26 protein-coding genes, 1 other RNA gene and 1 riboswitch are annotated in these 25,556 nt (G+C 62.1%); of the genes, 8 read left to right on the top strand and 19 right to left on the bottom strand.

Annotated elements, in window-relative coordinates; translation table 11 throughout:
* Nucleotides 1-63 precede the first annotated feature (63 nt).
* From B5D32_RS00585 to B5D32_RS00570, 4 genes are all read left to right on the top strand, one after another.
* Nucleotides 64-732 (top strand): MreC domain-containing protein, encoded by a 669-nt coding sequence (locus B5D32_RS00585; protein ID WP_143402641.1) that lies wholly within the window; start codon nt 64-66, stop codon nt 730-732.
* Between the two features lie 157 nt (nt 733-889).
* Complete coding sequence (locus tag B5D32_RS00580; RefSeq protein ID WP_078783132.1) at nt 890-2,680, top strand: peptidoglycan D,D-transpeptidase FtsI family protein; 1,791 nt, start codon at nt 890-892, stop codon at nt 2,678-2,680.
* Between the two features lie 195 nt (nt 2,681-2,875).
* Entirely contained in the window at nt 2,876-3,616 is a 741-nt protein-coding gene (locus B5D32_RS00575) for a nucleotide-binding protein (protein ID WP_270460224.1), read from the top strand.
* 39 nt (nt 3,617-3,655) lie between these two features.
* On the top strand, nt 3,656-4,060 hold the full coding sequence (locus B5D32_RS00570; protein ID WP_078783131.1) for a methylglyoxal synthase: 405 nt from the start codon (nt 3,656-3,658) through the stop codon (nt 4,058-4,060).
* Between the two features lie 69 nt (nt 4,061-4,129).
* Here the strand turns inward: B5D32_RS00570 and B5D32_RS00565 are convergent, their stop codons facing one another.
* The 11 genes from B5D32_RS00565 to serC form a co-directional block, all read right to left on the bottom strand.
* Nucleotides 4,130-5,146, bottom strand: coding sequence for an FAD:protein FMN transferase (locus B5D32_RS00565; RefSeq protein WP_078783130.1), 1,017 nt, complete (start codon nt 5,144-5,146; stop codon nt 4,130-4,132).
* Nucleotides 5,143-5,547 (bottom strand): DUF3783 domain-containing protein, encoded by a 405-nt coding sequence (locus B5D32_RS00560; RefSeq protein ID WP_078783129.1) that lies wholly within the window; start codon nt 5,545-5,547, stop codon nt 5,143-5,145. Before B5D32_RS00560 ends, B5D32_RS00565 begins: the two co-directional genes overlap by 4 nt.
* 324 nt (nt 5,548-5,871) lie before the next feature.
* A complete protein-coding gene (secA, locus tag B5D32_RS00555; protein ID WP_078783128.1) occupies nt 5,872-8,742 on the bottom strand; it encodes a preprotein translocase subunit SecA in 2,871 nt (956 codons plus the stop codon).
* A gap of 134 nt (nt 8,743-8,876) precedes the next feature.
* Nucleotides 8,877-9,782 (bottom strand): DMT family transporter, encoded by a 906-nt coding sequence (locus tag B5D32_RS00550; RefSeq protein ID WP_078783127.1) that lies wholly within the window; start codon nt 9,780-9,782, stop codon nt 8,877-8,879.
* Between the two features lie 113 nt (nt 9,783-9,895).
* The gene (locus B5D32_RS00545) at nt 9,896-10,540 is read right to left on the bottom strand and encodes an HAD family hydrolase (RefSeq protein WP_078783126.1); all 645 of its coding nucleotides are present in this window, start codon (nt 10,538-10,540) and stop codon (nt 9,896-9,898) included.
* Nucleotides 10,541-10,553: 13 nt separating this feature from the next.
* Nucleotides 10,554-11,078: a QueT transporter family protein gene (locus tag B5D32_RS00540; protein WP_078783125.1), complete on the bottom strand. Its 525-nt coding sequence runs from the start codon at nt 11,076-11,078 to the stop codon at nt 10,554-10,556.
* A gap of 6 nt (nt 11,079-11,084) precedes the next feature.
* Nucleotides 11,085-11,185: riboswitch (PreQ1-III riboswitch) on the bottom strand.
* A 227-nt stretch (nt 11,186-11,412) separates the two neighbouring features.
* Nucleotides 11,413-12,315, bottom strand: coding sequence for a DegV family protein (locus B5D32_RS00535; RefSeq protein ID WP_078783124.1), 903 nt, complete (start codon nt 12,313-12,315; stop codon nt 11,413-11,415).
* Complete coding sequence (locus B5D32_RS00530) at nt 12,312-12,821, bottom strand: tRNA (cytidine(34)-2'-O)-methyltransferase (protein WP_078783123.1); 510 nt, start codon at nt 12,819-12,821, stop codon at nt 12,312-12,314. Before B5D32_RS00530 ends, B5D32_RS00535 begins: the two co-directional genes overlap by 4 nt.
* Before the next feature lie 203 nt (nt 12,822-13,024).
* The gene (locus tag B5D32_RS00525; protein ID WP_143402640.1) at nt 13,025-13,855 is read right to left on the bottom strand and encodes a PfkB family carbohydrate kinase; all 831 of its coding nucleotides are present in this window, start codon (nt 13,853-13,855) and stop codon (nt 13,025-13,027) included.
* 227 nt (nt 13,856-14,082) lie between these two features.
* Nucleotides 14,083-15,243: a 3-phosphoglycerate dehydrogenase family protein gene (locus B5D32_RS00520; RefSeq protein ID WP_078783121.1), complete on the bottom strand. Its 1,161-nt coding sequence runs from the start codon at nt 15,241-15,243 to the stop codon at nt 14,083-14,085.
* 140 nt (nt 15,244-15,383) lie between these two features.
* Entirely contained in the window at nt 15,384-16,478 is a 1,095-nt protein-coding gene (gene serC / locus B5D32_RS00515) for a 3-phosphoserine/phosphohydroxythreonine transaminase (RefSeq protein WP_078783120.1), read from the bottom strand.
* Between the two features lie 464 nt (nt 16,479-16,942).
* Between serC and B5D32_RS00510 the strand changes: the two genes are divergently transcribed.
* Nucleotides 16,943-17,335 carry a BlaI/MecI/CopY family transcriptional regulator gene (locus B5D32_RS00510; protein ID WP_078783119.1) on the top strand — a complete coding sequence of 131 codons (393 nt, stop codon included), beginning with the start codon at nt 16,943-16,945 and terminating at the stop codon, nt 17,333-17,335.
* An 18-nt stretch (nt 17,336-17,353) separates the two neighbouring features.
* Here B5D32_RS00510 and B5D32_RS00505 read toward each other — a convergent pair whose 3' ends face one another.
* The 3 genes from B5D32_RS00505 to B5D32_RS00495 form a co-directional block, all read right to left on the bottom strand.
* Nucleotides 17,354-18,148: a TIGR03915 family putative DNA repair protein gene (locus tag B5D32_RS00505; protein WP_078783118.1), complete on the bottom strand. Its 795-nt coding sequence runs from the start codon at nt 18,146-18,148 to the stop codon at nt 17,354-17,356.
* Complete coding sequence (locus B5D32_RS00500) at nt 18,127-19,491, bottom strand: putative DNA modification/repair radical SAM protein (RefSeq protein ID WP_078783117.1); 1,365 nt, start codon at nt 19,489-19,491, stop codon at nt 18,127-18,129. Before B5D32_RS00500 ends, B5D32_RS00505 begins: the two co-directional genes overlap by 22 nt.
* A 165-nt stretch (nt 19,492-19,656) precedes the next feature.
* Nucleotides 19,657-20,286: a LexA family protein gene (locus tag B5D32_RS00495; RefSeq protein ID WP_078783116.1), complete on the bottom strand. Its 630-nt coding sequence runs from the start codon at nt 20,284-20,286 to the stop codon at nt 19,657-19,659.
* Between the two features lie 254 nt (nt 20,287-20,540).
* On the opposite strand from B5D32_RS00495, the gene B5D32_RS00490 reads away from it, so the two are divergent.
* Nucleotides 20,541-20,810 (top strand): hypothetical protein, encoded by a 270-nt coding sequence (locus B5D32_RS00490; RefSeq protein WP_078783115.1) that lies wholly within the window; start codon nt 20,541-20,543, stop codon nt 20,808-20,810.
* A 129-nt stretch (nt 20,811-20,939) separates the two neighbouring features.
* Complete coding sequence (locus tag B5D32_RS00485; RefSeq protein WP_078783114.1) at nt 20,940-21,686, top strand: copper homeostasis protein CutC; 747 nt, start codon at nt 20,940-20,942, stop codon at nt 21,684-21,686.
* An 87-nt stretch (nt 21,687-21,773) separates the two neighbouring features.
* On the opposite strand, the gene B5D32_RS00480 is transcribed toward B5D32_RS00485, so the two are convergent.
* The 3 genes from B5D32_RS00480 to B5D32_RS00470 all read right to left on the bottom strand — a co-directional run bounded on the left by B5D32_RS00480 (nt 21,774) and on the right by B5D32_RS00470 (nt 23,149).
* Complete coding sequence (locus B5D32_RS00480) at nt 21,774-22,535, bottom strand: thioredoxin domain-containing protein (RefSeq protein ID WP_078783113.1); 762 nt, start codon at nt 22,533-22,535, stop codon at nt 21,774-21,776.
* A 77-nt stretch (nt 22,536-22,612) separates the two neighbouring features.
* Nucleotides 22,613-22,806: non-coding RNA, 6S RNA (ssrS, locus tag B5D32_RS00475), on the bottom strand.
* Between the two features lie 16 nt (nt 22,807-22,822).
* Nucleotides 22,823-23,149, bottom strand: a complete 327-nt coding sequence (locus B5D32_RS00470; protein WP_078783112.1) for a DUF1292 domain-containing protein — start codon at nt 23,147-23,149, stop codon at nt 22,823-22,825.
* A gap of 131 nt (nt 23,150-23,280) precedes the next feature.
* On the opposite strand from B5D32_RS00470, the gene B5D32_RS00465 reads away from it, so the two are divergent.
* Nucleotides 23,281-24,057: a peptidylprolyl isomerase gene (locus B5D32_RS00465; RefSeq protein WP_242943371.1), complete on the top strand. Its 777-nt coding sequence runs from the start codon at nt 23,281-23,283 to the stop codon at nt 24,055-24,057.
* A 254-nt stretch (nt 24,058-24,311) separates the two neighbouring features.
* Here B5D32_RS00465 and uppS read toward each other — a convergent pair whose 3' ends face one another.
* Together uppS and ruvX are read right to left on the bottom strand one after the other, a co-directional pair.
* Entirely contained in the window at nt 24,312-25,037 is a 726-nt protein-coding gene (gene uppS, locus B5D32_RS00460; protein ID WP_078783111.1) for a polyprenyl diphosphate synthase, read from the bottom strand.
* A gap of 14 nt (nt 25,038-25,051) precedes the next feature.
* Nucleotides 25,052-25,510: a Holliday junction resolvase RuvX gene (gene ruvX / locus B5D32_RS00455; protein WP_078783110.1), complete on the bottom strand. Its 459-nt coding sequence runs from the start codon at nt 25,508-25,510 to the stop codon at nt 25,052-25,054.
* Nucleotides 25,511-25,556: the final 46 nt, after the last annotated feature.

The raw sequence follows: 25,556 nt of genomic DNA, 5'->3' as shown, positions 1-25,556 counted from the left end.
TTCTGTATTATACCAAAGTCTAACCCCGTCCCGCAAGGCATATTCTGCCTTGGGGTGATGTTTGTGCAGCTGGATCTTTCTTGCCGCCGCAGGCGGCGTTGGCGTTGGGCCGTGCCGCTGGTGCTGGCCGCGCTTTTGCTGGCCCTGCCGCAGCTGGCGGCACTCCGGCCCGCCGCGCTGGCTCGGGTAGACCGCGTTGTCGGCAGGCACTACATGACCCGGCTGGACGCCCTGCAGCAGGAAAATTTCACGCTGCATCAACAGCTGGCGCAGTCTGCCGACGCGCTGGCCGAGAATGCCGCCCTGCGGCAGCTTGTCGGCTGCGGGCGGGGCATCACCGGCGTCACCCCGGCGCGGGTCGTGGCCCGGGGCGTCGGCGGTTTCACGCTGGCCTGCCCGGACGCCGCGCCGGGAAATGCCGTCCTCGACGCGGGCGGGCGGTACGCGGGGGTCGTTACCCGCACGGACGGCGACACCTGCACTGTGGAATTTTCCGCCGCTGCCGGGCTTTGCGGCAGCTATGCCGGGTTAGTCACGCCGGGGCAGTGGGTCCTGACCGGCCTGCCCGCCGACTGCGCACTGACGGCAGGGGACATCGTGACCACCGCGGGCGGGGACTGGCTGGGCACACTGGCCGCCGCGCCCGCCCCCGACGCCGACGGCCTGACCGCGCAGGTCCCGCTGACCGACACCGCCGATTTGTGGGGCACGGTCTATTTCGTGAAAAAGTAATTGCTTTTTCGTCGAATTTTGGGTACAATAAATAGGCAGCGCGGTTTGTAGGGGTCGATGCCCGCCATCGGCCCGCGCAGTGAATGGCTGCCGCAAGCCTCTACATGTCCCATTTCCTAACAAACAAATCCATTTTATTTTTTACCGAGGTGATCCCATGGCCAACCGCAAAAACTCCCACCACCGCCGCGTCCGCGTGGCGGTGCTGATGGTGCTGTGCGGCGCGGTGTTTGCGGCGTTCTTCGCGCGGCTGGCCTGGATGCAGTTCGTCCGCGCCGACTACTACGCCGACAAGGCCGCCGAGGCCAGCTCCGCCAGCTACACCGTGACCCAGCATGCCGCGCGCGGGGCCATCGTGGACAGCGCCGGGGTCGTTCTGGCCCGCGACACCACCGTGTATGACGTCTACCTGCGCATCCCGGCGCCGCCGGGCACCGACCTGCGCGAGACCGTAAAAGCCATAGAGAGCCTGACAGGCAGCAAGGATGTGGAAACACAGCTTGCTGCCTTTTTTGCTGCCGCGTCGGCGGGGGAACTGCCCGTGATGCAGGGCGTCGACAGTGACGTTCTTACGTCGTTTTACAAGGCCGATCTTGTGCAGAGCGGCGCAGTGCGGGCTGCCGCCCGTGGCGTGCGCACCTGGCCGAACGGCACGCTGCTGCCCCATGCGCTGGGCTTCACCGGGCCGATCACGGCAGAGCAGTGGCCCACTGCCCGGCGGCGCGGCCTTGCGATGGATGCTGTCATCGGGCAGAGCGGGTTGGAGGCCGCCTATGACGACCTGCTCCGCGGGCAGGACGGGCGGGTGCTCGTGAACACCGGCTTTGACGGCGCTGTGCGCCGCACCGTGCCCCTGCGGGAGGCTGCACCCGGGGCCACGCTGGTGCTAACCGTGGACAGCGCTCTGCAAAAAGAACTGCAAAACGCGCTTTTATCCCAAATCGAGGTTCTGCGCACCACCAAGGCTGCCGGGGCCGGGCGGGAGTGCCGTGCCGGGGCGGCGGTGGTCGTGGATGTGCAGACCGGCGGCATCCTGGCCACCGCCAGCGTACCGGGCTTCGATCTGAACCGCTACCGCGCAGACTACGCGGCGCTCTCCGCCGATGCTGCCGCGCCGCTGCTGGACCGCGTCTGCCAGGGGTTGTACGCGCCGGGGTCGGCCTTCAAGCCCGCCGTGGCCGCGGCGGCGCTGACCGCGGGCATCGACCCCGCCGCCACGGTCAACTGCACCGGGCGGTACGGGTTTTACAGCGGCTACCAGCCGGGCTGCCTGCAATACGGCCACGGCGGGCCGGTAGACCTGCGCACGGCGCTGGAGTACAGCTGCAACATCTTCTTTTACGATGTCGGGCGGCGGCTGGGCGTGGATGTGTTTTCCGCGATGGCACGCCAGTTAGGACTGGCCACGCCCACCGGCGTTGAAATCACCGAGGCACAGGGCCGCCTGACGTGGAGCAGCGACGAAAACTACCAGGCCGGGCTGACTCTGATGGCCGCCATCGGGCAGGGCAACACCGCTGTGACGCCGCTGCAGCTGGCGGCCTACGCGGCCACGCTGGCCAACTGCGGGCAGCGGCCCGCCCTGCATTTTGCGGACCGCGCCGTGAACGCCGCCACCGGCGAGACCGTCTGGCAGTACGCCCCGACGTTCACCACGGTTTCGGGTGGCGAGGGCGTGTTCGGCCCCATCCGCGACGGTATGAAGCGGATGGCCCGGACGACCCGCGTCCTGCGCGAGGGCCCCGTGGCCTGCGCAGCCAAGACCGGCAGTCCCCAGCTGGCGGACACCCTACCCGGCGGCGGGCACTATGTCAACTCGGTACTGATCGGCTATGCGCCCGCGGACGACCCGCAAATCGCCATGGCCGTCGTGCTGGAATACGGCGGTGGCGGGTCCAACGCCGCGCCCATCCTGCGCGCTGTGCTGGATGCCGTCTTTGGCGTGTGATTGCGGAGCGCCGCTCAACCCCCATCGGGTGCGCTTGGGCATTCTGCCGATTTAGTGCATCAAAAAGTTTCCCTTATCGTGATTTTCTTCAAAAAGAACATGTCACATTTTGACAAAAAGCCAGTTGCAGTCCAGCCGGAAGTGTGATAGAATATATGCGAGATAGTGTTAATGCAACTGTGGAGAGGAGCCGACATGAACGCACAGTGTATCATGGTCTGCTCCGGCAAGGGCGGTACCGGAAAAAGTACCGTCTCGGTACTGCTGGGGGCCTGTCTGGCACGGCTGGGCCGCAAGACCCTGCTGGTGGAGCTGGACTCCGGTCTGCGCAGCGTGGACATTATCGCAGGCGTCTATGGCCGCACTGTTTACGACATTGAGGATGTTTTGTGCGGCAGATGCGAGGGGGCCAAGGCTGTTGTGCCCAGCCCGCTGTACCCCGGGCTGTCCGTCATCAGCGCCCCGTATGAGGGCGGCGCGGTGGAGGCGGCACCGCTGGGACGTCTGCTGACCGCTATGCGGCCCTATTTTGATTTTATCCTGCTGGACACCGCTGCCGGCATGGGTGCGCCGTTCACAGCGGCCTCCACCGTGGCGGACAAGGCCCTGCTGGTGCTGACGCCCGACCCCGTGGCCCTGCGCGACGGCAAGATCGTGGCGGACCGGCTGCTGGCGGGTGGCCGCCCGCAGAGCGCCGTGCGCCTGGTGATGAACCGCGTCCGGCGCGAGAGCTTCGGCAAAAACGCTGCCGTGGCTGATCTGGACGAGTGCATCGACACCGTCGGCGTGCAGCTTTTGGCGGTCATCCCCGAAAGCCGCGTTCTGCAGCTGGCCGGGGCCAACGGCACGGTACCGCCCGCTGCGGATCCCGCCGTTGTGGCCGGACAGGCCATGGCAAAGCGTTTGTGCGGACAGCGCGTCCCGCTTACCTTTTAATATATTGTACTCTGCTGCGAAGGATGGTGGCATTTACCTATGACGATTGCATTGATAGCCCATGACTCCAAAAAGGAGTTGATGGTGCAGTTTTGTATGGCGTATCGCCATATTTTGGAGCAGCACCGCCTGCTGGCAACCGGCACGACCGGCCGCCTGGTGGAGGAAAACGCCGGGCTGAAGGTCACAAAGTTCCTGCCCGGCGGCCACGGCGGTGCCGAGCAGATCGTGGCGCGCATCGCCTGTGAGGAAGTGGACATGCTGCTCTTCTTCCGCGACCCCATCAGCGCCAAGCCCAGCGAGCCGAACGAGATGAACCTGCTGCGCATCTGTGACGTGCACAACGTTCCCGTTGCCACAAACATCGCCACCGCCGAGGTCCTCATCCACGGCCTGGAGCACGGCGACCTCGATTGGCGCACGATCATCAATCCGCAGCGGTGAGAATTGTACAGTTTGTATAAATTTACAGCAAATATATAACCCCCGATTTCAGGCAATCGGGGGTTGTTTTTATTGCGGCCAGTCTGCGCTCCGGCTCGTGGTCTCGTCAGGGTGCATCCAGAGGACGGCATAGTGGTTTTGCGCGGCCAGAGCCTGGCCGGTCTCCTCGGGCAGACAGAACAGCCCGGTGGAAAGCGCGTCGGCCAGACCTCCGGTGTCGGCGCGGGCCAGCACGGCCACGCTGCTGACGTAGCGGGCAGGGTAGCCTGTCGTCAGATCAATCAGGTGGGCGTACCGCACGCCGTCGTACTCAAAGTAGCGCTGGTAGTCGCCGCTGATGACCAAGCTGTCGCCGTCGGCCAGCTCGACGGCCTGTATGTACGCGGGGTCATCGCCCCAGGGATTCTCGACACCCGCGGTCCAGGGCTTGCCGCCGGGCTTTGTGCCGATGGCGCGCACGTTGCCGCCGATGTTCAGCAGGGCACTGGTCAGCCCGCGGGCCTGTGCGGCCCGGGCGGTCTGCTCCACGGCGTAGCCCTTGCCCACCGCACCGACGTCGAGCGCCATCTCCGGATCAGCAAAATAGACGGTTTGTGCTGCATCGTCCAGAACCAGATCCTCTATGTCGATATGCGCCAGCGCCGCCGCAATGGCGTCCGCGTCGGGCGGGGCAGGGGAGTCGCTCTCCCGCGCGTCGTGCCACAGGCGCAGCACCGCACCTGCGGCGATGTTCGTCGCGCCGTTGGCGGCAGGGTAAGCGGTGTCTTTGCACCAGCGCAAAAATGCGTACAGCTCGTCGCTGACCTGCACCGGCGCAGCGGCGGCCCGGGCGTTGACATCATACAGGTTGATGACGCCATCATAGTGGTGGTAGATGTCAAACAATTCGTTATAGCGCTGTAAATCGCTGTACACGGCCTGTGTCTGGGCGTTCCAGCTGTCCTGGCTGTCGGCATAGCCCTGCACGATGGCGACAGTATCGAACAGGTCGAACCAGGTGGCACTGTACAAATTTTGCTGCTTTTGGCAGGCGGTCAGCGGCAGACAAAGCAGTACCAGCAGCAGTGCGGTCAGGCGGCGCTTCATGCGTTGCCGCCCTGCACGGTCTCGTGCTCAGTGTTTAATTCCAGCAGCAGGTTTGCCAGCGTCCAGCCCTTGCTGGTGGGCGTGACCATGCTGCGCACCGGAATGGACGCGCCGCCCATTTTGATAAGGTCAAGGAACGCGCCCAACTCGCCGTTGTCATGGCGCAGTCCGCTGACGATGATGGCCGGGCGGTCCGGCACCGCGATAAGCGGCGCAAACGCCGGGGCCGGCTTGCCCGCGCAGAGGTCCCCGACGATGCCGCCGAGGTCGCCGTCCGCGACGGGGCGGAGCTTGACGTCATAGCGCCTGGCCGCGCGGGCGATGGCGGCATAGTTGGGGTAGCTTTCGTCAATGCGCCAGAGTAAGGCGCAGCGGGGTTCGCGGATGATTCGGGCTTTCATGATGTTACCTCGTTAAAAGGGAAGGTGGTGAACGGACGGGCGAACCATGTTCGCCCCTACAGAGACGCTGCCACCGTAGGGGCCGGGCATGCCCGGCCCGCGGCATAAAAATAAGCGGTCGTTTGCGGGAAAGCTGCGGGCCGCACATGTGCGGCCCCTACAACTCTACCCATTCAAAAAAGCATTGCAGGGAGGGGTCTTGACCCCTCCGCGGGCGGATATGGAATCCGCCCCTACGGAGAGAGCGGCCATGCTGCGGGGCGTCTAAGACGTCCCCCTACAACAAAGGCGCCGCCTTATCCCGGGCAGCGCCTTTTGTATTGCTTACAGGTCGGGGTGGTACTCCTTGCAGGTGCACTTTTTCCACTTCAGGCCGCTGCCGCAGGGGCAGGGATCGTTGCGGCCGATCTTCGTCACGCGGACGGGGGCCGGGGCCTTGGCACCGGTATCACCGGGCGCATTATCGCCGGTGGGCTTGGCGATCTGCTCACGCTTCGGCTCGGCGTTCTGCTGGCGAATCTCAATCGTCAGCAGCATGTGGACGGCATCCTCGCGGATCGACGCGATCATCTCATCGAACATCGCGAAGCCCTCGATGCGGTACTCGACCACGGGGTCATGCTGGCCGTAGCCGCGCAGGCCCATGCCCTGCTTGAGCTGGTCCATGTTGTCGATGTGCTCCATCCACTTGCTGTCAACATTGCGCAGCAGGCAGATGCGCTCAAGCTCGCGCATCGTCTTGGCACCGTAGCGCTTTTCCTTGGCGGTCAGGATGTCCATGCCGCGCTTGTACAGCTCGTCGGCAATGCCCTCCTTCGTCAGGTCGCCCAGCTGCTCGGTGGTGTAGTTGAAGTCGGTGGGCAGGCACAGCCAGTTCATGAAGTGGCGGCGCAGCCCGGCAAAATCCCAGTCGTCGGCGGTCTCGCCGTTCAGGTAGTTCGTGCAGGCATCGTCGATGGCCTGGCGCATCATCTCGTGCAGCTTGCCGGAGATGTCCTCGCCGTCCAGCACCATCTGGCGCTGTTTGTAGATGATCTCGCGCTGCTGGTTCATGACGTCGTCATACTGCAGCACCTGCTTACGAATTGCAAAGTTCGACGCTTCGAGCTTCTTCTGGGCGCTCTCGATGGTGTTGGTGATGAGCTTGTTCTCGATGGGCACATCCTCGTCGAGGCCCAGGGAATCCATGAGGCTCTGGACGCGGTCACCGCCGAAAATGCGCATCAGATCGTCCTCCAGGCTCAGGAAGAAGCGGGATGCACCCGGGTCGCCCTGACGGCCTGCACGGCCGCGCAGCTGGTTGTCGATACGGCGGCTCTCGTGGCGCTCGGTACCGATGATGAACAGGCCGCCCGCATTGCGGACAATCTCCGCCTCGCGCTTGACCTCGGGGGTAAATTCCTCGCACAGTTCCTCAAAACGCTTGCGGGCATGGAGAATTTCGGCGTCCTCGGTCTCGGCGTGGCCGTCGCACTCGGTCATCAGCATCTCGAGTTTGGCATCAATACCGGCCTCCGGCGGGATAGGCAGCTCGGTGCCGCTGGCCTTGGCGCGGGCCTTCTCATGCTCGTAGGCATCCTTCAGCTCTGCCAGGTTGGCGGTCAGCTCCTTGGACAGCTCCTTTTTAAGGGCCGCCTTGGCCATGTAGGTCACGTTGCCGCCCAGCATAATATCGGTACCGCGGCCCGCCATGTTGGTGGCGATGGTGACCGCGCCCTGCTTGCCGGCCTGCGCAACGATCTCGGCCTCTCGCTCATGCTGCTTCGCGTTCAGGACGTTGTGCTCGATGCCTTTCTTTTTCAGCAGCTTGGACAGCGCCTCGCTCTTTTCGACGCTGACGGTGCCGACCAGGACAGGCTGACCCTTGGCGTGGCACTCGGCGACCTGCTCAATGACGGCGTTGTACTTGCCGTTGACGGTCTTGTAGACGCTGTCGGGCAGGTCCTTGCGAGCGCGGGGCTTGTTGGTGGGGATGCTGACGATGTTCAGGCCGTAAATTTCGCTGAACTCGTCGGCCTCGGTGGAGGCTGTACCGGTCATGCCGGACAGCTTTTTGTACATGCGGAAGTAGTTCTGGAAGGTGACGGTGGCCAGCGTCTTGCTCTCGGCGGCAACGGTCACGCCTTCTTTGGCCTCGATGGCCTGATGCAGGCCGTCGTTGAAGCGGCGGCCATACATCAGACGGCCCGTGAACTCGTCAACGATGATGACCTCACCGTCTTTGACGATATAGTCGGTATCGCGGTGCATAACGCCGCGGGCCTTGATCGCACCGTCAATGTAATGGCGCAGCGACATATTGTCGGCGTCGGCCAGGTTCTCGACGTGGAAGAACGCCTCGGCCTTTTTGACGCCGGACTCGGTCAGGGTAGCGGTCTTGCGCTTTTCGTCCACGACGTAATCGCCGTCTACCTGCTCCTCGGCCTCGACCTTGTCGTCCAGCTCGACGATAACACTCTTTTTCAGCGTCTTGGCAAAGTCGTCCGCGCGCTTGTACATCACGCTGGAATCCTCGCCCTTGCCGCTGATGATCAGCGGGGTACGGGCCTCGTCGATCAGGATGGAGTCGACCTCGTCCACGATGGCAAACGCATGGCCGCGCTGCACCATGTTGGCCTTGTAGACGACCATGTTGTCGCGCAGGTAGTCAAAGCCGAACTCGTTGTTCGTGCCGTAGGTGACGTCGGCCTCGTAGGCCTTCTTGCGGTCCCCGGCCTCGACGCCGTGGACGACCAGACCGACGGTCAGACCCAGGAAGCGGTAGACCTTACCCATCCACTCGGAGTCGCGGCGGGCCAGGTAATCGTTGACGGTGACAACATGCACGCCCTCGCCGGTCAGGGCGTTCAGGTAGGTGGGCATGGTAGCGACCAGTGTCTTGCCTTCACCGGTCTGCATCTCGGCGATGCAGGCGCGGTGCAGCACGATGCCGCCGATGATCTGCACGGGGTAGGGCTTCATGCCCAGCACGCGCCAGTCGGCCTCGCGGCAGACGGCGAACGCCTCCGGCAGCAGGTCGTCTAGGGTCTCACCCTTGGCAAGGCGCTCTTTGAACTCGGTGGTCTTGGCCTGCAGTTCCTCGTCGGTCAGCTTGGCCATCTCCGGCTCCAAAGCAAGGACTTTATCCTTGAGCGGGTTGATGCGCTTGAGTTCCTTGTCCGAGAAAGAGCCAAACAGTTTTTCAAAAAAAGACATAACAGTTCCCCTGTATTTTCCGCCGCGTGTAGAGGTGCGGCTAATAGTGGTTTTATATAGTTTTACACATGATACTATAATACACCCGCACAGGGGTTCGTGTCAAACCTGCGCGGGTGTATTTCGTAATATATTTAATTTTTCTGTTTTGCGGGCAGGCTCAGCAGCACCAGCATCAAAAAGATACAGCCGAAGCCCAGCGCATCCCACAGCGTAAAGGGCGAGCCCAGCACCAGCGTGCTGATGATGGCCGCCGTGACCGGCTCGGCAAAGCTGTAGAGGCTCGCCTTCTGCGGGCCGATGAGCGGCACACCCGACATGTACAGACTAAACGCCAGCACATTGCCCAGTACAACCACCGTGAAGATGCCGAACGCGCCCATCGCCGTCGGCACATAGTCGATCTGCCACGGGCGAAAGATGAGCGAAAACATGATGCCGCCCATCAAAAACGCCCAGCCCTGCAGCATCGGGGTGGGGTACTGCTCCTGCAATTTTTTCGGCCACATCGTGTAGATGGCGACGCAGCAGGCACTGACGATGCCGGAGACCAGCGCCGCCGGGCTGACGGCCAGCCCGGTCAGGCTGCCGTGGGTCGTGATGAGGAAAACGCCCACCAGCGCCAGCAAGATCGAACAGACCTCAAACACGCGGGGGCCGCGCTTTTGCTGGATGCAGACGACCAGCAGGATGATGACGGGGGAGACATCCTGCAAAATCGTGCCCATGCCCGCGCTGGACAGCTGGATCGTCAGAAAGTAGGTGAACTGGCAGCAGCTGACGCCCGCCAGACCGTAGACCAGCAGGTCAATGGCGTTGCGCGGATCTTTCTTAACGTTCCACGGGTCAAAAAGCGTTTTGCGGTCCTTTATAAAAAAGAATCCGCACAGGATCAGCCCCGCCAGAAACAGCCGGATGGGCACGAGCCAGGTCGAATCCATCCCCTCGCGGGTGAACAGGTACTGCCCCATGCAGCCCGAAACGCCCCAGCACGCCGCGCCGCCCATCGTCAAGGCGGAGCCTTTTATGCGGTCAGACATTGTGTTGCTCCTCTGTTGTAGGGGTCGATGCTCGCATCGACCCGCATCATAGCGGCGGGCAGTTGTTTGCAGGGGGCGGCGTCCTCGACGTCCCTACAGCCTCCCGTAAGCTCTTATTCCAAAATCAGCGCCGCGGCTTCGCGCAATCCCTTTACAACCGGTGCGCCCGTTTCCCTCAATTTTTCCGGCGGCTGGTGGCCGCCGGACTGCAAAACGCAGCGCACGCCCAGCGCCTGTGCAACCTCATAGTCGTGGACGGAATCGCCGATCATGACGGCGCGTGCCGGGTCAAAGCCGTTTTCCTTTAAATAGGCCAGCCCGACCTCGACCTTGCTCTTGGCGTAGATGTCGCCCAGACCCAGCAGACGGTCAAAATAGCCCGTCACGCCGCGCTCGTCGGTCTGGCGCCGCAGCGTGTCCAGATTGCTGGCCGACAGAATGACCTGCCGCAGCCCCGCGGCCTTAAACGCCTCCAGCGCGTCAATGGCGCCGTCTGCCAGCGGGCAGGCCGCACTGGCGGGGACGTAGTCCTCCATGTATTTTTCGGCCAGCTCTGCAAAGCTGTGCTTTGTAAAGTCAAACCCCGCGCGGACGTAATATTCCTCGATGGGAAAGCCAAAAATAGCCCGGTACCGCTCGTGGTCATACCGCTGCGGGTAGCCGAATCCTGCCAGCAGACGGTTGAGCGCGTCCACGCAGAGATCGACATCATCGAGCAGGGTACCGTTCCAATCCCACAAAATCAGTTCCGGGCACATAGATGTTACCTCGTTATTCTTCTGTAAAAATTTTGTTCAGACCCGCGTTGCTTTCGATCAGCTTGACGAGCGCCACACCCAGAATCGTGCAGCTGATGAGCTCGCCAATGCCGACAGTAACGGCATTGAACACCGCCAGCATCGCCGTGGGTTCGCCGTCCGAGAAGAAGAAGGTGATCTCGAACGCGCCGACAATGATCATATTAAAGACAACGGGCGGCAGGGATGCCGGAATGGCCAGCCCTTTCACGCGGATGTCGCGCAGCTTGTAGGTCACAAGGCAGGCCAGCAGGGTCGCCAGCGTGCCGAACACCACGTCAACGACGGTGGAGCCGAGCAGATTTGCCAAAAAGCAGCCCAGCGTGACGCCGACGATATACTCGGCGCCGAACACCGGCAGCAGGCAGAGGGCCTCGGCCACGCGGACCTGCACCGCGCCGTAGCTGAACGGGGCCAGCACAAGGCAGACGACCACATAGACAGCTGCAATGACAGCGCAGCGCACAAGGCGACGGACGGACAGATTTTTCATATTCATACAATACTCCGGCGGATAGATTTTGACCACACGCAAGACCGCCAGCCTTGCGGGGTTTGCGCTGCCGACCAGCAGCCGGCAGCGGAGCCTAAAATCCTAAGTTGCTCAACAAACCTAAATTATAACAAAACCCGCAGGCCGTTGCAAGACCTGCGGGGAAAATTTCTTTACTTTAGCAATCACCGCCGTGCCAGACGCTGCCCTGCAGGGCGGACGGTCTCTTACGAGAATGCTGAGGGCCTGGCATACCCGGCCTTATGGTGCAATCGTATTGTAGGGGGCGGTATCCTCGACGCCCCGCGGGCGGATGCAAGCATCCGCCCCTACAACACCATTACGGCAGCTCCGGCGCATAAGCCTCGAGATTGCGGGGCTTGCCCTCGTAGACGATGGCGATGCCGTCGGGGCCGGTGTTGGCGCTGACAACGCCGCCGAGCTGGAACACGATCAGCGGTGCATGGCCAAACGCCTTTTTGCACAGCTTGACCAGCTCGTCACGCTTGGCGGTGCTGGACGTGTAGGCCACCATGTAGGGCGTGTCCTTCATCGAATCGACGCGGCTCTCCACCCATTTGATCATGGCGGCGGGCACGGCGGCGTCGCCGCGGACCTTGCTCTCGACCTTGGAGACACCCGCATTCAGGCTGATGATGGGGCGGATGCCCAGCAGGTCACCGACCACAGCGGCGGCGGCGCTGACGCGGCCCGACTTCTTCATCTGCTTCAGGCTGTAGGCGGCCAGACAGATCTCAACGCAGTCCAGCTTCTTCTTTAGCTCGGCCACGCAGGCGGCCAGCTCACCGCCGTTGCGCACCTTGCGGGCGCACTCGCAGAAATACCAGCCGTAGGGCATCGAGTAGGTGTGGCTGTCGATGACCTGAATCTTCATCGTGTAGCCGGGGCGCTCCTCCTCCAGCAGCTCCATGGCCTTGACGGCGTTGTTGTAGGTGCTGGAGCCGCCCGCGTTGATGCTCAGGTACACCAGGTCGGTGTAGCCCTCGTCCGCATAGCGGGCGTAAATATCGCAGAACTGCAGCTGGGTGATGGCGGCGGTGGTGGGCACGCCCTGGGCGTCGCGCATCATCTGGTAAAACTGGTCGTTGGTAAAGTCCTTGCGCTCCATGTACTCCACACCGTCAAGGTTGATGGGGAAGCCCACGACCTCGATGCCGTACTTATCCGCAAGCTCCTGCGGAATGTCGGAACAGGAATCTGTCAGAAAACCTATCTTGCTCATTTTACATCCTCACTCCATTCGTATCGGGTCAACTGCCCGTGGGTCTCCAAACCGGCAAAATCCCATTGACGCAATGCTTCGTACACGCCCACTGCCACCGCGTTGGACAGGTTCAGGCATCGCTCGCCCCTGCGCATCGGCATACGCACGCAGTCGGCCTCATGCGCGGCCAGCAGCTCCTCGGGCAGGCCGGCATCCTCGCGCCCAAAGACGAGATACGCGCCGTCGGGGTAGGTCACATCCACATGGCGGCGCGGGCCCTTGGACGTGAAGTAGAAAAACGGACCACTGTTTTTGGCAAAAAAGTCCGCCTGATCTTGATAATATGTTATATCAAGCTGGTGCCAATAGTCAAGCCCGGCGCGCTTTAATTTTTTGTCGTCGATGGTAAAGCCCATCGGGCCGACTATATGCAGCCGCGCTCCCGTCACCGCGCAGGTCCGCGCGATATTGCCGGAGTTCTGCGGGATCTGCGGCTCGACCAGTACAATGTTTAAGGTTGGCATAAATTTACAAGTCCTCGTTCTATAACTTTAGCCCTCCCTTGGGGGAGGGTGGCGCCGCAGCGCCGGGTGAGGGGCCGGGCGGCACGCCGTTCATGGGTCGGCTCCCGGCCACCCCTCCGGCTGCCGCACCGCCGCTGCCGCGTTGTAGGGGGCGGCGTCCCCGACGCCCCGTGCCCGTTCGCGGCTGCGGAGCGCTCTGCTTTTTACTCCTGCCGCAGTTTCGGCAGGGCGTTCTCCAGCCAGACGCCCAGCCGCTCGTCGGCTCCCTCGGGTGTCTGCCTGATGCACTCGGCTACGAAGGCGGCAGCTGCCTGTACGGCAGCCTGGGGGACGTTGCCCCGCAAAATGCGCCCGACGAGCACGGCGGCAAAAATATCGCCCGTGCCGTGGAACATCCGCGGCTGCAGCGGCGTTTTTACGGCATAGCCCTCGCCGCCGCGGGCCGCGCCCACACAGCCTATGTAGCGTCCGCCGCCGATGCCCGTCACGCCGGTCACAACGACCTGCGGCGCCACACGGGTCAGCCGGGCCGCCTGTGCGGCGGCCTGCTCGGCACTGCCCACACCGGGCAGCGGGTCGCCCAGCAGCAGCGCGGCCTCGGTCACATTGGGGACGATCAGATCCGCCTTGCTGCACAAACTATACATAGCGGGCACCATGTCGGCCCCCAGGCCGCTGTACAGCCGCCCTCCGTCGCCCAGCACCGGGTCCACGACCTTGAACGCGCGGGGCCACAGCTCAAACGCCTGTTCTACGAGCTTTGCCTGTGCGGCGTCCGCCAGATAGCCCGAGTAGATACAGTCAAATTTCACGCCCAGCCGATGATAATGTTCCAGTGCCGCGGGGCCGTAGCCGGGGTTGGCCAGCTTAGCCGGGGTGCCTAAGCCCCCCGTGTGGGTGGACAGCACCGCCGTAGGCAGTGCCACGGTCTGCACGCCCAGCGTCGAGAGCACCGGCACGATGACCGACAGCGCCGCCCGGCCAAAGCCCGGCAGGTCATGGATGGCTAATACGGTTTTCGGCGCGTTGGTCATGCTGTGGCCCTCCCTCTGCATTTTTTGAGTTCTCATTGATTCTACCATAAAACCCACCGCAAAAAAAGCCGTATTCGGGCGATTGTTCCGTTTTGTTTGGTTTTTGGGCAAAGAGAACAAAAACCGCCCGCGTCTCCGCGAGCGATTCATTCTATTTCATGGTTATCATCCACAAAAAAGCCCCTGCTGATTGGTTCAGCAGGGGAGATTTCGCAAAGTTGTTGCTTTTACAGCACGCGCACGCGGATGGCGGGTTCAATCACACCCAGCTTGACGGCGAGGTCGTCGGTGACATTGCCCGTCACGTCCAGCAGGGTATAGGCGACATCCTTTTTGCCCTTGTTCACCATGTTTTCAATGTTCAGGTGCGCTTCGGTCAAAATGCCCGTGATGGCCGAGATCGCGCCCGGGGCGTTCTTGTGGATGATGCAGATGCGGCGGCCTCCCACACGCGGCTGGCTGACATCCGGCAGGTTGACGCTGTGGGCGATGTTGCCGTTTTTCAGGTAGTCGCTCAGCTCGGCGGCGGCCATCACGGCGCAGTTCGTCTCGCTTTCCGGCGTGCTGGCACCCAGATGCGGCGTGCAGCAGACGCCCTTGACGCCCAGCAACTCCTCGGTGGGGAAGTCGCAGAAATACTGCGCGACCTTGCCGCTGTTCAGTGCGTCGAGCAGTGCGGCGTTGTCCACCAGCTCACCGCGGGCAAAGTTCAGCACGCGCACGCCGTCCTTGCACATCGCCAGCGTCTGGGCGTTGATGGTGTGGCGGGTCGTAGGCAGGTAGGGGACATGGATGGTCAGGTAGTCGCAGCGGGGCAGCATATCGCCCAGCGTGACACAGTGCTGCACACTGCGGGAGAGGCTCCACGCAGCATCGATGGAAATATACGGGTCATAGCCCAAAACTTCCATGCCCAGCGCGACGGCGGCGTTGGCCACGCGCGCACCGATGGCACCCAACCCGATGACGCCCAGCGTCTTGCCGCGCAGCTCGGGACCGACGAAGGCCTTTTTGCCCTTTTCCACGTCCTTGGCAATCGTGTCGCGGCCCTTGAGGGTCTGCGCCCAGTTCACGGCGTCCACCAGATTGCGGCTGCCCGCGACCAGCGCACCGACGACGAGCTCGGCCACGGCGTTGGCGTTGGCGCCCGGCGTGTTGAACACGACGATGCCCTTGTTCGTGCAGTCCTCCACGGGAATGTTGTTCGTACCGGCACCTGCACGGGCGATGGCCAGCAGGCTGTCGGGCAGCGGGGCATCGTGCATATCGGCGCTGCGCACCAGAATGCCCTGCGGTGCAGCGGCCTCGTTGTCGATCTCAAACTGGTTGGCGGGCAGCTTGGCCAGACCCACCGGCGAAATGGCGTTCAATGTTTTGATGGTATACATATATCGTTACTCCCTGTTCCCCTTATTTTGCGCCGTAGGGGCCGGGCATGCCCGGCCCTCAGCCTTACGCAGTGACCCTCTCATTGGTGGCTGCCACAGTGCCGCGGGCCGGACACACCCGGCCCCTGCTGTGCAGCAGCTCAATGCTCCCTGCGGAACTTCTCCATAAAGTCGACCAGCTTGTCGATGCCCTCGGCAGGCATGGCGTTGTAGATGGACGCGCGCATGCCGCCCACCAGACGGTGGCCCTTCAGGTTGACGAAGCCTGCCTCGGTGGCCGCGGCACAGAACGCCTTGTCGGTGTCGGCGTCGGGGCTGGTGAAGGTCACATTCATCATGCTGCGGTACTTTTTCTCAACGGGATTCTTGTAGAAGTCCTGCCCGTCGAGGTAATCGTACAGCACCTTGGCCTTGGCGGCGTTGCGCTTCTGCATGTTCTCCAGGCCGCCGATCTCGTTCTCAAGGTAGTTCATGACGAGGCCGGTCATGTAGATGCACCAGCACGGCGGGGTGTTGTACATGCTGTCGGCGTTCAGCAGGGTCGTGTAGTTCATCATCGTGGGGATCTTGTCGGGGGTCAGGCCCTTGGCGGCCTTGCCCAGCAGGTCGTCACGCACGATGGCCACAGCCATACCGGCAGGGGCAATGTTCTTCTGCACGCCGAAGTAGATGACGCCGTACTTGCTGACGTCCACCGGCTCGGAGCAGATCATCGAGCTCATATCTGCCACCAGCGGGATGCCGTTCACCTGCGGTACATCGACATATTTTGTGCCGAAAATCGTGTTGTTCTGGCAGATGTGGATATAGCTGGCGTTCGGGTCATAGTCGATGGCCGCGACGTCGGGGATGTAGGTAAAGTTCTTGTCCTTGCTGCTGGCGGCAATGCGGGCCGTGCCGAACTTGGCGGCCTCCTCGGCTGCCTTCTTGCTGAAGTTGCCGGTCACAAGATAATCCGCCGTGCCGGTGGTCATAAAGTTCAGCGGCACCATCGCAAACTGCTGGGTCGCGCCGCCCTGGAAAAAGCCCACCTTATAATTGTCAGGAATGTTCAGTACCCGGCGCATGGCGGCCTCGGTGTTGGTGATGATCTCGTCAAACCATTTACTGCGGTGGCTCATCTCCATCACGCTCATGCCGGAGCCGTGGTAGTCCAGCAGCTCTGCCTGTGCGGTTTTCAGAACAGCCTCCGGCAGCATCGAAGGGCCGGCGCTGAAATTGTAAACTCTAGCCATCTTTATTTCCTCCTACAGTAAATCAAATGCGACCCGCCGGCGGCGGATCGCATCTGCCGCGCCGTTGCGGTATGCCAATATTATAGGAGCTTTGCCCCCCTGCGGGCAAGCGGACAAAACACCGAAAAAAGCCGAAAATCGGGGATGTGTTTTTGTATTGTGACTAATTGTTTTTGTACCGAAAACGCTTTATGAGACATTTGTAAAAGATATTTGCCGCTATTGTCAAATTCCGGGCACAAAATTTGTGCAATATTTTGTCTTGCATTTATATCTACCACAGATGTAAAATATATTCAGCTCTTGTTACCACATTTGTAAAATATCAAGCTTATTTTCCCTCGCTCTGTAGGGGCCGCACATGTGCGGCCCGCAGCCTTCCCAAAGACTACCGTCTGCCTTGCACCTGCGGGCCGGGCATGCCCGGCCCCTACAGGCACTACACATTATAAAAGGAGTTTATCATGGAACAGCTTTCCCGCAGTGAAGAACAGGTCATGGCCGCGCTCTGGGCCTGCAGCCGCGCCGCCACCAGGCGTGAGATCGCGTCACACCTGCCGCCCGAATGCCGCTGGGCAGACTCGACGCTGCTCAATTTCCTGCTGCGGCTCGAGAAGAAAAACTTCGTCCGCACCGAGAAGCAGGGCAATAAAAATCTGTACACGCCGCTGGTCCGCCGCCTGACCTACTGCGGCGCGGTCAGCCAGGCGCATCTGCAGACGCTCTACGGCGGTGACATCCGCGCCATGGTGTGCGCCCTGGCCGACACAGGCCGCATGACCTATGCCGACACCGAGCGTCTGCTCCGCTGGCTGACCGAGTACCAGGCCGCGAACCCGGAGTATGACTATGAGTAGCTCCAAGCCCGCCCCTCCTCAGTCCGCTTTGCGGGCAGCTGCCCCCGCGGGGGAAGCCAAATCCGGCTGCATCTCGCACATATCCTGCCAAAACCGCTTGGGCACATGGCTCATCTGGGCCTTTTCGTCGCGGCGCTGCTCGATGGTCAACGCCTTAAAGAACCGTTTCCACATCCGCTGCCAGTCGAGCTCTGTCTCATCGGTGCCGGGAATATAGCGCTCCATCGCCAGATAGCGCACCTGGCTGTCCCGGTGCAGCAGGGCCGTGCCGTGGGCCGCGTCATAAATCAGGAAGTTCTCATCGGGCAGGCGGCTGCAAAAATGTCCGCGCAGCAGCGGCAAAATCCGGTGCTTCGGGTGGATGACCGCACCGAGCATCCCGTCCCGCTCCTCAAAGCGGATGAACTCGATCAGCCTGCAAGCCTCGTTGTCGACAGCCCGCTCCAGGGCAAACGCCGCGGCGGCGTCCGGGTCGCCCAGCATCTGCGCGGCGCACGGCCCCTGCGCAAAGCAGAGCCGCACAAACCGCAGCAGTGTCAGGTCCTTGCCGGGGTCGGTGCAGAGAAAGCCCGTCGTCACGCGGTCCTTCACCTCGCGGCCAAGCCGGTCCAGCCCTGCCGCGACCCGCCGCGCGTGCTGCTCGTCGGTAAAAATCTGCCGCGTGCCGAAGAAATTCAGCTGTCCCTCCTCGGGCGGGCAGACCTCGGTGGGGATCTCCTTCCGGGCGTAGCTCTCGAACACGCAGCACAAAAAACCCGCAAAGCTGCCGTCATAGCAGTAGGCTATGTCGGTCACATGCGCTTCGTAAGACATTGCAGTGCCTCCTGCCGCACCGTCCGGGCGGCCACGTCCGCCGCCATGCCGTGCGCCTCCAGCCTTTGCACAGCCGGGGCAGCGTCGGGCAGGGCCTTGGGTACAAAATCGTCCAGCGAAAGCTGCTGCATCCCCACGCTGAACGCCTTGGGGTCAAGCAGCGCCCCCGCGATCTCCGCACGGCTGCCGCGGGCCGCTGCCTTGCCCTTGCAGGTAATGAAATACTGTGCCCGCTTAAGCACGACTCCAATGCGCTTGAGCTCTGCCATGCCGAGGCTTTGCACCCGGCGCGCCTCGACAATGCGCAGCGCACTCTTGGGGCCGATGCCCGGCACCCGCAGCAGCTCGGCACGGCTGGCCGTGTTGACCTCCACGGGGAAAAACTCCGGGTGGCGCACGGCCCAGGTGCACTTGGGGTCCAGGTAGGGGTCAAAATTCGGTTCGTCCTCGGTCAGCAGCTCCCGCGCCGAAAAATGGTAGTACCGCAGCAGCCAGTCCGCCTGATACAGACGGTGCTCCCGCAGCAAGGGAGGGGCCGTGTGCAGTGCGGGCAGGCGGCGATCCTCCACCACCGGCAGATAGGCCGAGTAAAACACGCGCTTCAGCGAGTATTTCCTGTAGAGTCCCTCGGTCAGGTCCATGATATGGCGGTCTGTCTCCGGCGTCGCCCCGATAATCATTTGGGTGCTCTGCCCAGCCGGCGCAAACGGCTGGGCCCCGCGGTAGAGCACCATCTCCTTTTTGCTCTGCGCACTCTGCACTGCGATCTGCCCCATGGGGCGCAGGATCGCAGTTTTCTTTTTGTCGGGGGCCAGCGTGGTCAGGCTCGTCTCGCTGGGCAGCTCGATATTGACCGACAGGCGGTCCGCCAGCCTCCCGATCTTTTCGACCAGCATCGGGTCCGCGCCGGGGATCGTCTTGGCGTGGATATAGCCGTTAAAATGGTACTCCTCCCGCAGGATGCGCAGAGCCTCGATCATCAGCTCCATCGTGCGGTCCGGCGTGCCCAGCACAGCGCTGGACAGAAACAGCCCTTCAATATAATTGCGGCGGTAAAAGCCGATGGTCAGCTCCGCCAGCTCCCGCGGGGTGAAGGTCGCGCGGGGTCTGTCGTTGGAGCGGCGGTTGACGCAGTAGCTGCAATCGTAGCTGCACACGTTGGAGTAGAGCACCTTCAGGAGGGAGACGCACCGCCCGTCCGCCGTGAAGGCGTGGCAGATGCCCGCCGCCGCACTGCTGCCCAGTGCACCGTGCCGTCCGGGGCGATCCACCCCGCTGGAGGTACAGGCTACATCATATTTGGCGCTGTCCGCCAGGATTTCCAGTTTTTCCGCAAGGTCCATCGCGCCCGCCTCCTAAAAAAAGGGTATAAAAAATACAGCCCGCCGCATATCCTTGTTCTGCAAGGTGTGCCGCGGGCAGCATTTTTGTAAATTTCTTCTGTTTTAGGGTTGAAAGTCCAAATTATGGGACTTACCGTATGCTATAATTGAACTTGTAAGGCAGCCTTACCACTTGGCCTTGGTCTCCACGACCTTGCCGGCAATATACAGATGGTCGAGCTCCTCGCCCTTGATGACCAGCTCCTCATAGGCCGGGTTGAAGGGGTGCAGGATGACCGAGTTGCCGCGCTGGATGTACTTTTTCAGCGTGCCCTCGCCGTCGGCCCCGTAGACCAGAACGCCGAGATCGCCGTTGTCCAGCGTGTTCTGGCGGTGTACAAGCGCCAGGTCACCGTCAGAGATGCGCGGTTCCATGCTGTCGCCCTTGACGACGAGGAAGAAGTAGTTTTCCGGGTCCTTGACGCAGGCATACTCCTTGCCGTAGTCCTCCTCAAACGCGAGGGCCCCGTATCCGGCGCGCACCGTGCCCACGACGGGGATCTGGGACTCCGTATAGCGGCTGAAGGCGTTGCGGCCCACAGCGGACGCCGCGCCCGACTCCTTGCGCAGACCCAGCAGAACGTCGGTGGGGGTATCCAGTATCTCCGCCAGACGCGCCACGGTCTGCGGATCCGGGGTGGAACGCCCGGTCTCCCACTTGCCAACAGCCTGCTGCGTTACCCCCAGCATCCTGGACACCTCGGCCTGGCTGTATCGTTTGGCCTTGCGGGCCTCTTTCAAGCGCTCTGCAAACATCGGGAAAACTCCTTTATATAAAGTAGGGTAAAACCACATCTTGTAGACGATCCCATTTCTTTAGCTTCATTATACAACCGTCTGTGGTTTTTGTAAAGAGTTTTTTGCAATTATTTTCAAAAATAAGTTGTAAAAACATATTGACAACAACCTACAGATGTATTATAGTTAAGACAACAAACGGAACGCTGTTATCCGTTGTTGAATTTGCGGCAGTCGGCCATTGCGGGGCCGGCTCCTTTGGAGGTAACGGTATGAACTGGGAACTCATCAAGCACAAATTTTGCAGGCTCGTGGTAACGGCGTCCCTCCTGCTGGGCGGCGTTATGGTGAGCGCCGCGGCCTCCGGCACCATGCCGCTGTGGGCTGCACTGCTGGGGCTTTTTGCTGCGGTTGTCATGCTCAACGCAGCCTGCGGCATCCTGCTGGGCACCCCGGCAGCGGAGCCGCGCAGGGCCGTACCTGCCCGCACCAGCCGCCCCGCCGTACAACTGTGCGTTGTGCGCGGCGGGCACGCTGCCTGAATATGCCTACCCCTATTTGTTGTGAACCTTATAACTGCGGCAAGCCCCGCGCAGCCCTGGCCGCGCGGGGCTTGCCGTATCCCAAAGCCTATGTTACAATGGGGAAAAAGCAAAAGGATGTGACCTGACATGAAGCTGTTGGAAGTCTGCGTTGACAGCCTCGCCTCCGCCCTCGCCGCAAAGCAGGGGGGAGCGGACCGGCTGGAATTTTGCAGCGCACTGGCCGTGGGCGGCCTGACGCCCTACGCTGACCTGCTGCGGCAGATCAAGGCCGAGTTGGATCTGCCCGTGCGCTGCCTGATGCGCCCGCGGGCAGGGGATTTCCTGTACACCCGCGACGAGCTCGAGCTGCTCTGCCGCCAGATCGAGACGCTGCGCAGTGCCGGGGCGGATGGCTTCGTCATCGGCGCACTGACGCCGGAGGGTACGCTTGATCTGCCCGCCATGCGCACGCTGCTGGACGCCTGCGGCGGTGCGCCCGTCACGCTGCATCGCTGCATCGACGTTTCCCGCGATCTGTGCGCCACCTACCGCGCTGCGGCGGCACTCGGCATCGACACGGTGCTGACGAGCGGCGGTGCCGGGAGCTGCCGCAAGGGCATTTCCCAGCTGGCCGCGCTGCTGAGCCTGCGGGACGAGCTGGACGGCCCCGAGGTGCTGATCGGTGCCGGTGTGAACGCCGCTGTCATCGACGAACTGCGCGTGGCTCTGCCCGGGGCGCGGGCGTTCCATGCCAGCTGCAAAACGCTGCTGGAAAGCGGTATGACCTTCCGCCGCGAGGGTGTCCCCATGGGCCTGCCCGGGTTGGACGAATGGCATATCCAGCAGACCGACGCCGACGCCGTGCGCGCTGCCAAGGCCGCCGTAATGCGGTAAGCGCGGGCAGACAGAATATCTGCCCTGCATCTCTGCATAGCAGCAAAACAAAAGTGCCTGCCGGTTTTTGAATCGGCAGGCACTTTTTCATTTGTCGTCATAGGGGTCATCAAACAGACCAAACATCGATGTTTTTTCCAAATCCGATTCCGGGTAGGCACGCACCGGGCGGATGGGCCGGAATTCGTCGGTTGTCTCCGGCCGTTCTCGCCCGTGGCGGCTGCGGGGGCGGCTTTCTGCGGCCACCGCGGTCTGTAGTTCCTCGTAAGGCAGCTCATCTTCTTCCGGTTCCTGTCCGGGCGTCAGCTCCATCTCCTCCAGCAGGCTCTGGATGGCCGCGCAGTCCTCGGGTACGTCCGTCAGGCTCGCGCCGTAATGGCAAAACAGCACCGTGCCGTCCCGGTCCAGGATCAGCGTCAGCGGCAGCTGCTGCTCGGCCCCCTTGACGGGCTGGTAGCCCTGCTTTTTGGCCTCGCGCAGGATGCGCCAGCCCTCGAGCGAGTAGCTCATCAGCGTGCTTTTGCTCGTGGGGATGCTCAAGTGCTCATACAGAACGCCCGCCGCGTCGCACAGCAGGGGATAGGGCAGCGTGTCCGGGCCGATGCTGCGGGCCAGCTTGTCCGCGCGGGAGCGCACGACCAGCGCAAAGCCGCCGTCGTGCAGCGATGTGTATGTATCGGCGTAGCGGCTGGCAAACGTGCGGGTGATGGGATGGCCGAAGTTTGCCATGAACACCAGCACCAGCGGGGCCTGCGCGTCCAGCAGGTCGCGGAAGCGGTTGCCCGCGCTGTAGGGCGTATCATACAAAAAGAAGGGAAGCCTGTCCCCGACGCGGATCCTTTCCGCCATTGAACAAACACCCCTTTCCCCGCAAAGTATAACCCAAAAACCCGGACAGGTAAAGCCCTGCCCGGGATGTGTGCTGTAAAAACCCCGCACAGCCGTCTGCAACCAATCAAAACCTACCGGTACAGGCAGGTGGGTACCCTACGAGGATGTTCATGCTCCCCTCTTCAGCCAAACGGCGGGAGGGCCTGCAATCCGATCCCCGACCCGGATTCCCAATATTTGATTAGTAGGATTCTATAAGGCCGCAACAAATCGAACCGCGCAGGGTGAAGAAGCCTCGCGGCCTCTTACTGCAATTCAGAATCGTCGATGTCGTACATCGCGCGCAGGCGCTCCTCGAACACCTTGCCGACGGTGATGAGTTCCTCATCGTCGTCCACGATGTCCATATACTCGCCTTCGTCGTCGGTGCCAATGCGCATCAGGATCAGCTCGGCGTCCTCCTGCAGGCTCTCCGGGTCCTCCTGATAGGGGATGACAGCCAGATAGCGGGTGCCGTTGACTTCCGTAGCGTCGATCACCTCAAAGGTGACCTCCTTGCCGTCCTCATCCTCCAGCGTCAGCAGGTCAGGGGCAGCCTCTTCCAGCATTTCCGGGCTCAGTTCGTCAGACATAAGTGACCTCCTGTGGTCGTTCGTATTTGATAGCTATAGTGTACCCTTTTTTTTCGCAAACGTCAAGGGTGTTCAAGCGGGAAGTTCTGTGGTATAATGAATTTAATTGGATTTTTCACGGAGGACCCGTTATGCGTAAACGATTCTGCCTGCTGCCCGCGCTGGCGCTGGCCCTGCTGTGCGCCTGCAGCAAGGGCGCGGCAAAGACCCCGCCCACCCGGCCTGCGGACTTCACCAGCACCGAGCGGCAGTTCAACACCCCTGCGGACGGCGACACGATTGCGATCTTTGACACATCCTTAGGCGAGGTGCGCGCCGTGCTCTACCCGGATGCCGCGCCGATGGCCGTCTACAACTTTGTGGGCCTGGCCCGCAGCGGTTATTACGATAATACGACGATCTGGCGCAGCGAGTACGGCTTTGCCGTGCAGGGCGGCGATGCCACCGGCACAGGCACAGGCGGTTCGACGATCTGGAGCAACAACCCGTATCCGCCGGAGGCGAGCGCGGATCTGAAGCATTACGCCGGGGCGCTCTGCACCGCGTTTGCCGCGGGCGGCGACGTGACCGGCGGCAACAGTCAGTTTTACTTTGTGACGGCCCTGCCGGACAGTGTGAGCAGCAGTGACCGGCAGGCCGAGCTGACCGCCAACGGCTACACCGACGCGCAGATCGCGGCCTACGCCGCTGTGGGCGGGCTGCCGTATCTTGACAACACCGACACCGTGTTCGGGCAGGTCTATCAGGGCATGGACGTTGTGGACGCCATGGCCTGCGTGGACACGGTGAAGGACGATGACGGCAACGACACCTACCGCCCCACCGAGGAGGCCGCCATCACGATCAACAGCGTGACGATCACGACCTACAGCAGTGCCGAGGACAACGGCCTGGACACTGTGGGCTGATATAAGACAGTATATGCAGACCCGCCCCCGCAAATTTTTGGCCGATATGCCAAAGTTTGCGGGGGCGGGTTGTGTATTATGCTATTTTCAAAGGTTTCCCCCTCGGGGGAAGCTGTCACCGAAGGTGACTGATGAGGGCAAAGTTTCCTGGAGCCACCCGCTGACGGGCTGCCGCGGCAGGCTCGCCCCTCATCCGGCCTCGGGCGGGGCCTCGGCCACCTTCCCCCAAAAAGGGGGGGGAAGGCTTTTGAGGTTTATTTCTTTGTGTTTCCGCCCATGCGTCTGTCGCGGCGGGCATACTCGGCCAGTGCCTTATCAAAGCACTCCTTGGTAAAATCGGGGAAAAGGGTATCGGTGAAGTAGAACTCCGCGTAGGCGCACTGCCACAGCAGGAAGTTGGAGAGCCGCTCCTCGCCGCTGGTGCGGATCATCAGGTCCACGGGCGGCAGGTCGCGGTAGAGGTGCTTCTCAATGACCTTCTCGTCGATGGCCTCAGGCTCGAGCGTACCGGCCTTGACCTCGGCGGCAATGGCGCGGGTCGCGTCGGTCAACTCTGCGTGGCTGCCGTAGTTCAGGCAGAAGTTGACAATGCCCTTTTCGTTGTCCTTTGTCAGGTCCATCATGTAGTCCATGGCGTCCAGCACGCGCTGCTGCAGACCCTCGCGGCGGCCACTGAACAGGACCTTGCAGCCGCGCTCGTTCATCTCGTCGGCAATCGTGCGGAAGTTGTTGGCAAAGAGGTCCATCAGGTAGCCGACCTCCTTGGCGTCGCGGCTGAAATTCTCTGTAGAGAAAACATAGAGCGACAGCACAAAGACGCCGCGGTCACCGACGGCATAGCGGGTGATCTCGCGCAAGCGGTCAAAGCCGGCCTTGTGGCCCACGCTGACGGGCAGCATGCGCTGCTTGGCCCAGCGGCGGTTGCCGTCCACGATGATGGCGACATGGGTAGGGAAGCGGGGTTCATTTGCGTTCGGCATGTTCGTACTCCTTTTTATGCTTCGGGGCGGACCAGCTCGGGCGGCTCCTCGTCCGGGTGGTGGGCGCGCCAGTTCAGAAAGCTCTCCAGAATGACGGCGGCAGACACCGAGTCCAGCCGCTCCTTGCGCTTGGCACCAAACGTATCGTTGTCGGCCAGGATAGCGGCGGCGGACACGGTGGTGCGGCGCTCATCCCACAGCACAACGGGCACACCCGCGGTGTTGGCCAGGCGCTGGGCAAAGCGGCGGCTCTTGTTGGCACGGCTGCCCTCGGTGCCGTCCATGTTTTTGGGCAAACCGCAGACGAGGCCCTCGGCTCCGCGGGCGGCAAAGACCTCGGTCACGGCGGCGGCGACCTTGTTCATGCTTTTTTCTTCGATCTGCGGCGTGATGGGGGAGGTAATGGTCTCCCCGGCGTCGCACCCGGCAAGCCCGGTGCGGGAATCGCCATAGTCAACGGCAAGCCATTTCATGGGCAGGCTCCTTTACTTTGTTATATACAAGTATTATAGCATAAAA

The organism is Gemmiger formicilis, from assembly GCF_900167555.1.
GTDB lineage: Bacteria > Bacillota > Clostridia > Oscillospirales > Ruminococcaceae > Gemmiger > Gemmiger formicilis.
The sequence above is the reverse complement of the archived record's forward strand: the minus strand, read 5'-3'. Positions and strand labels throughout refer to the sequence as shown.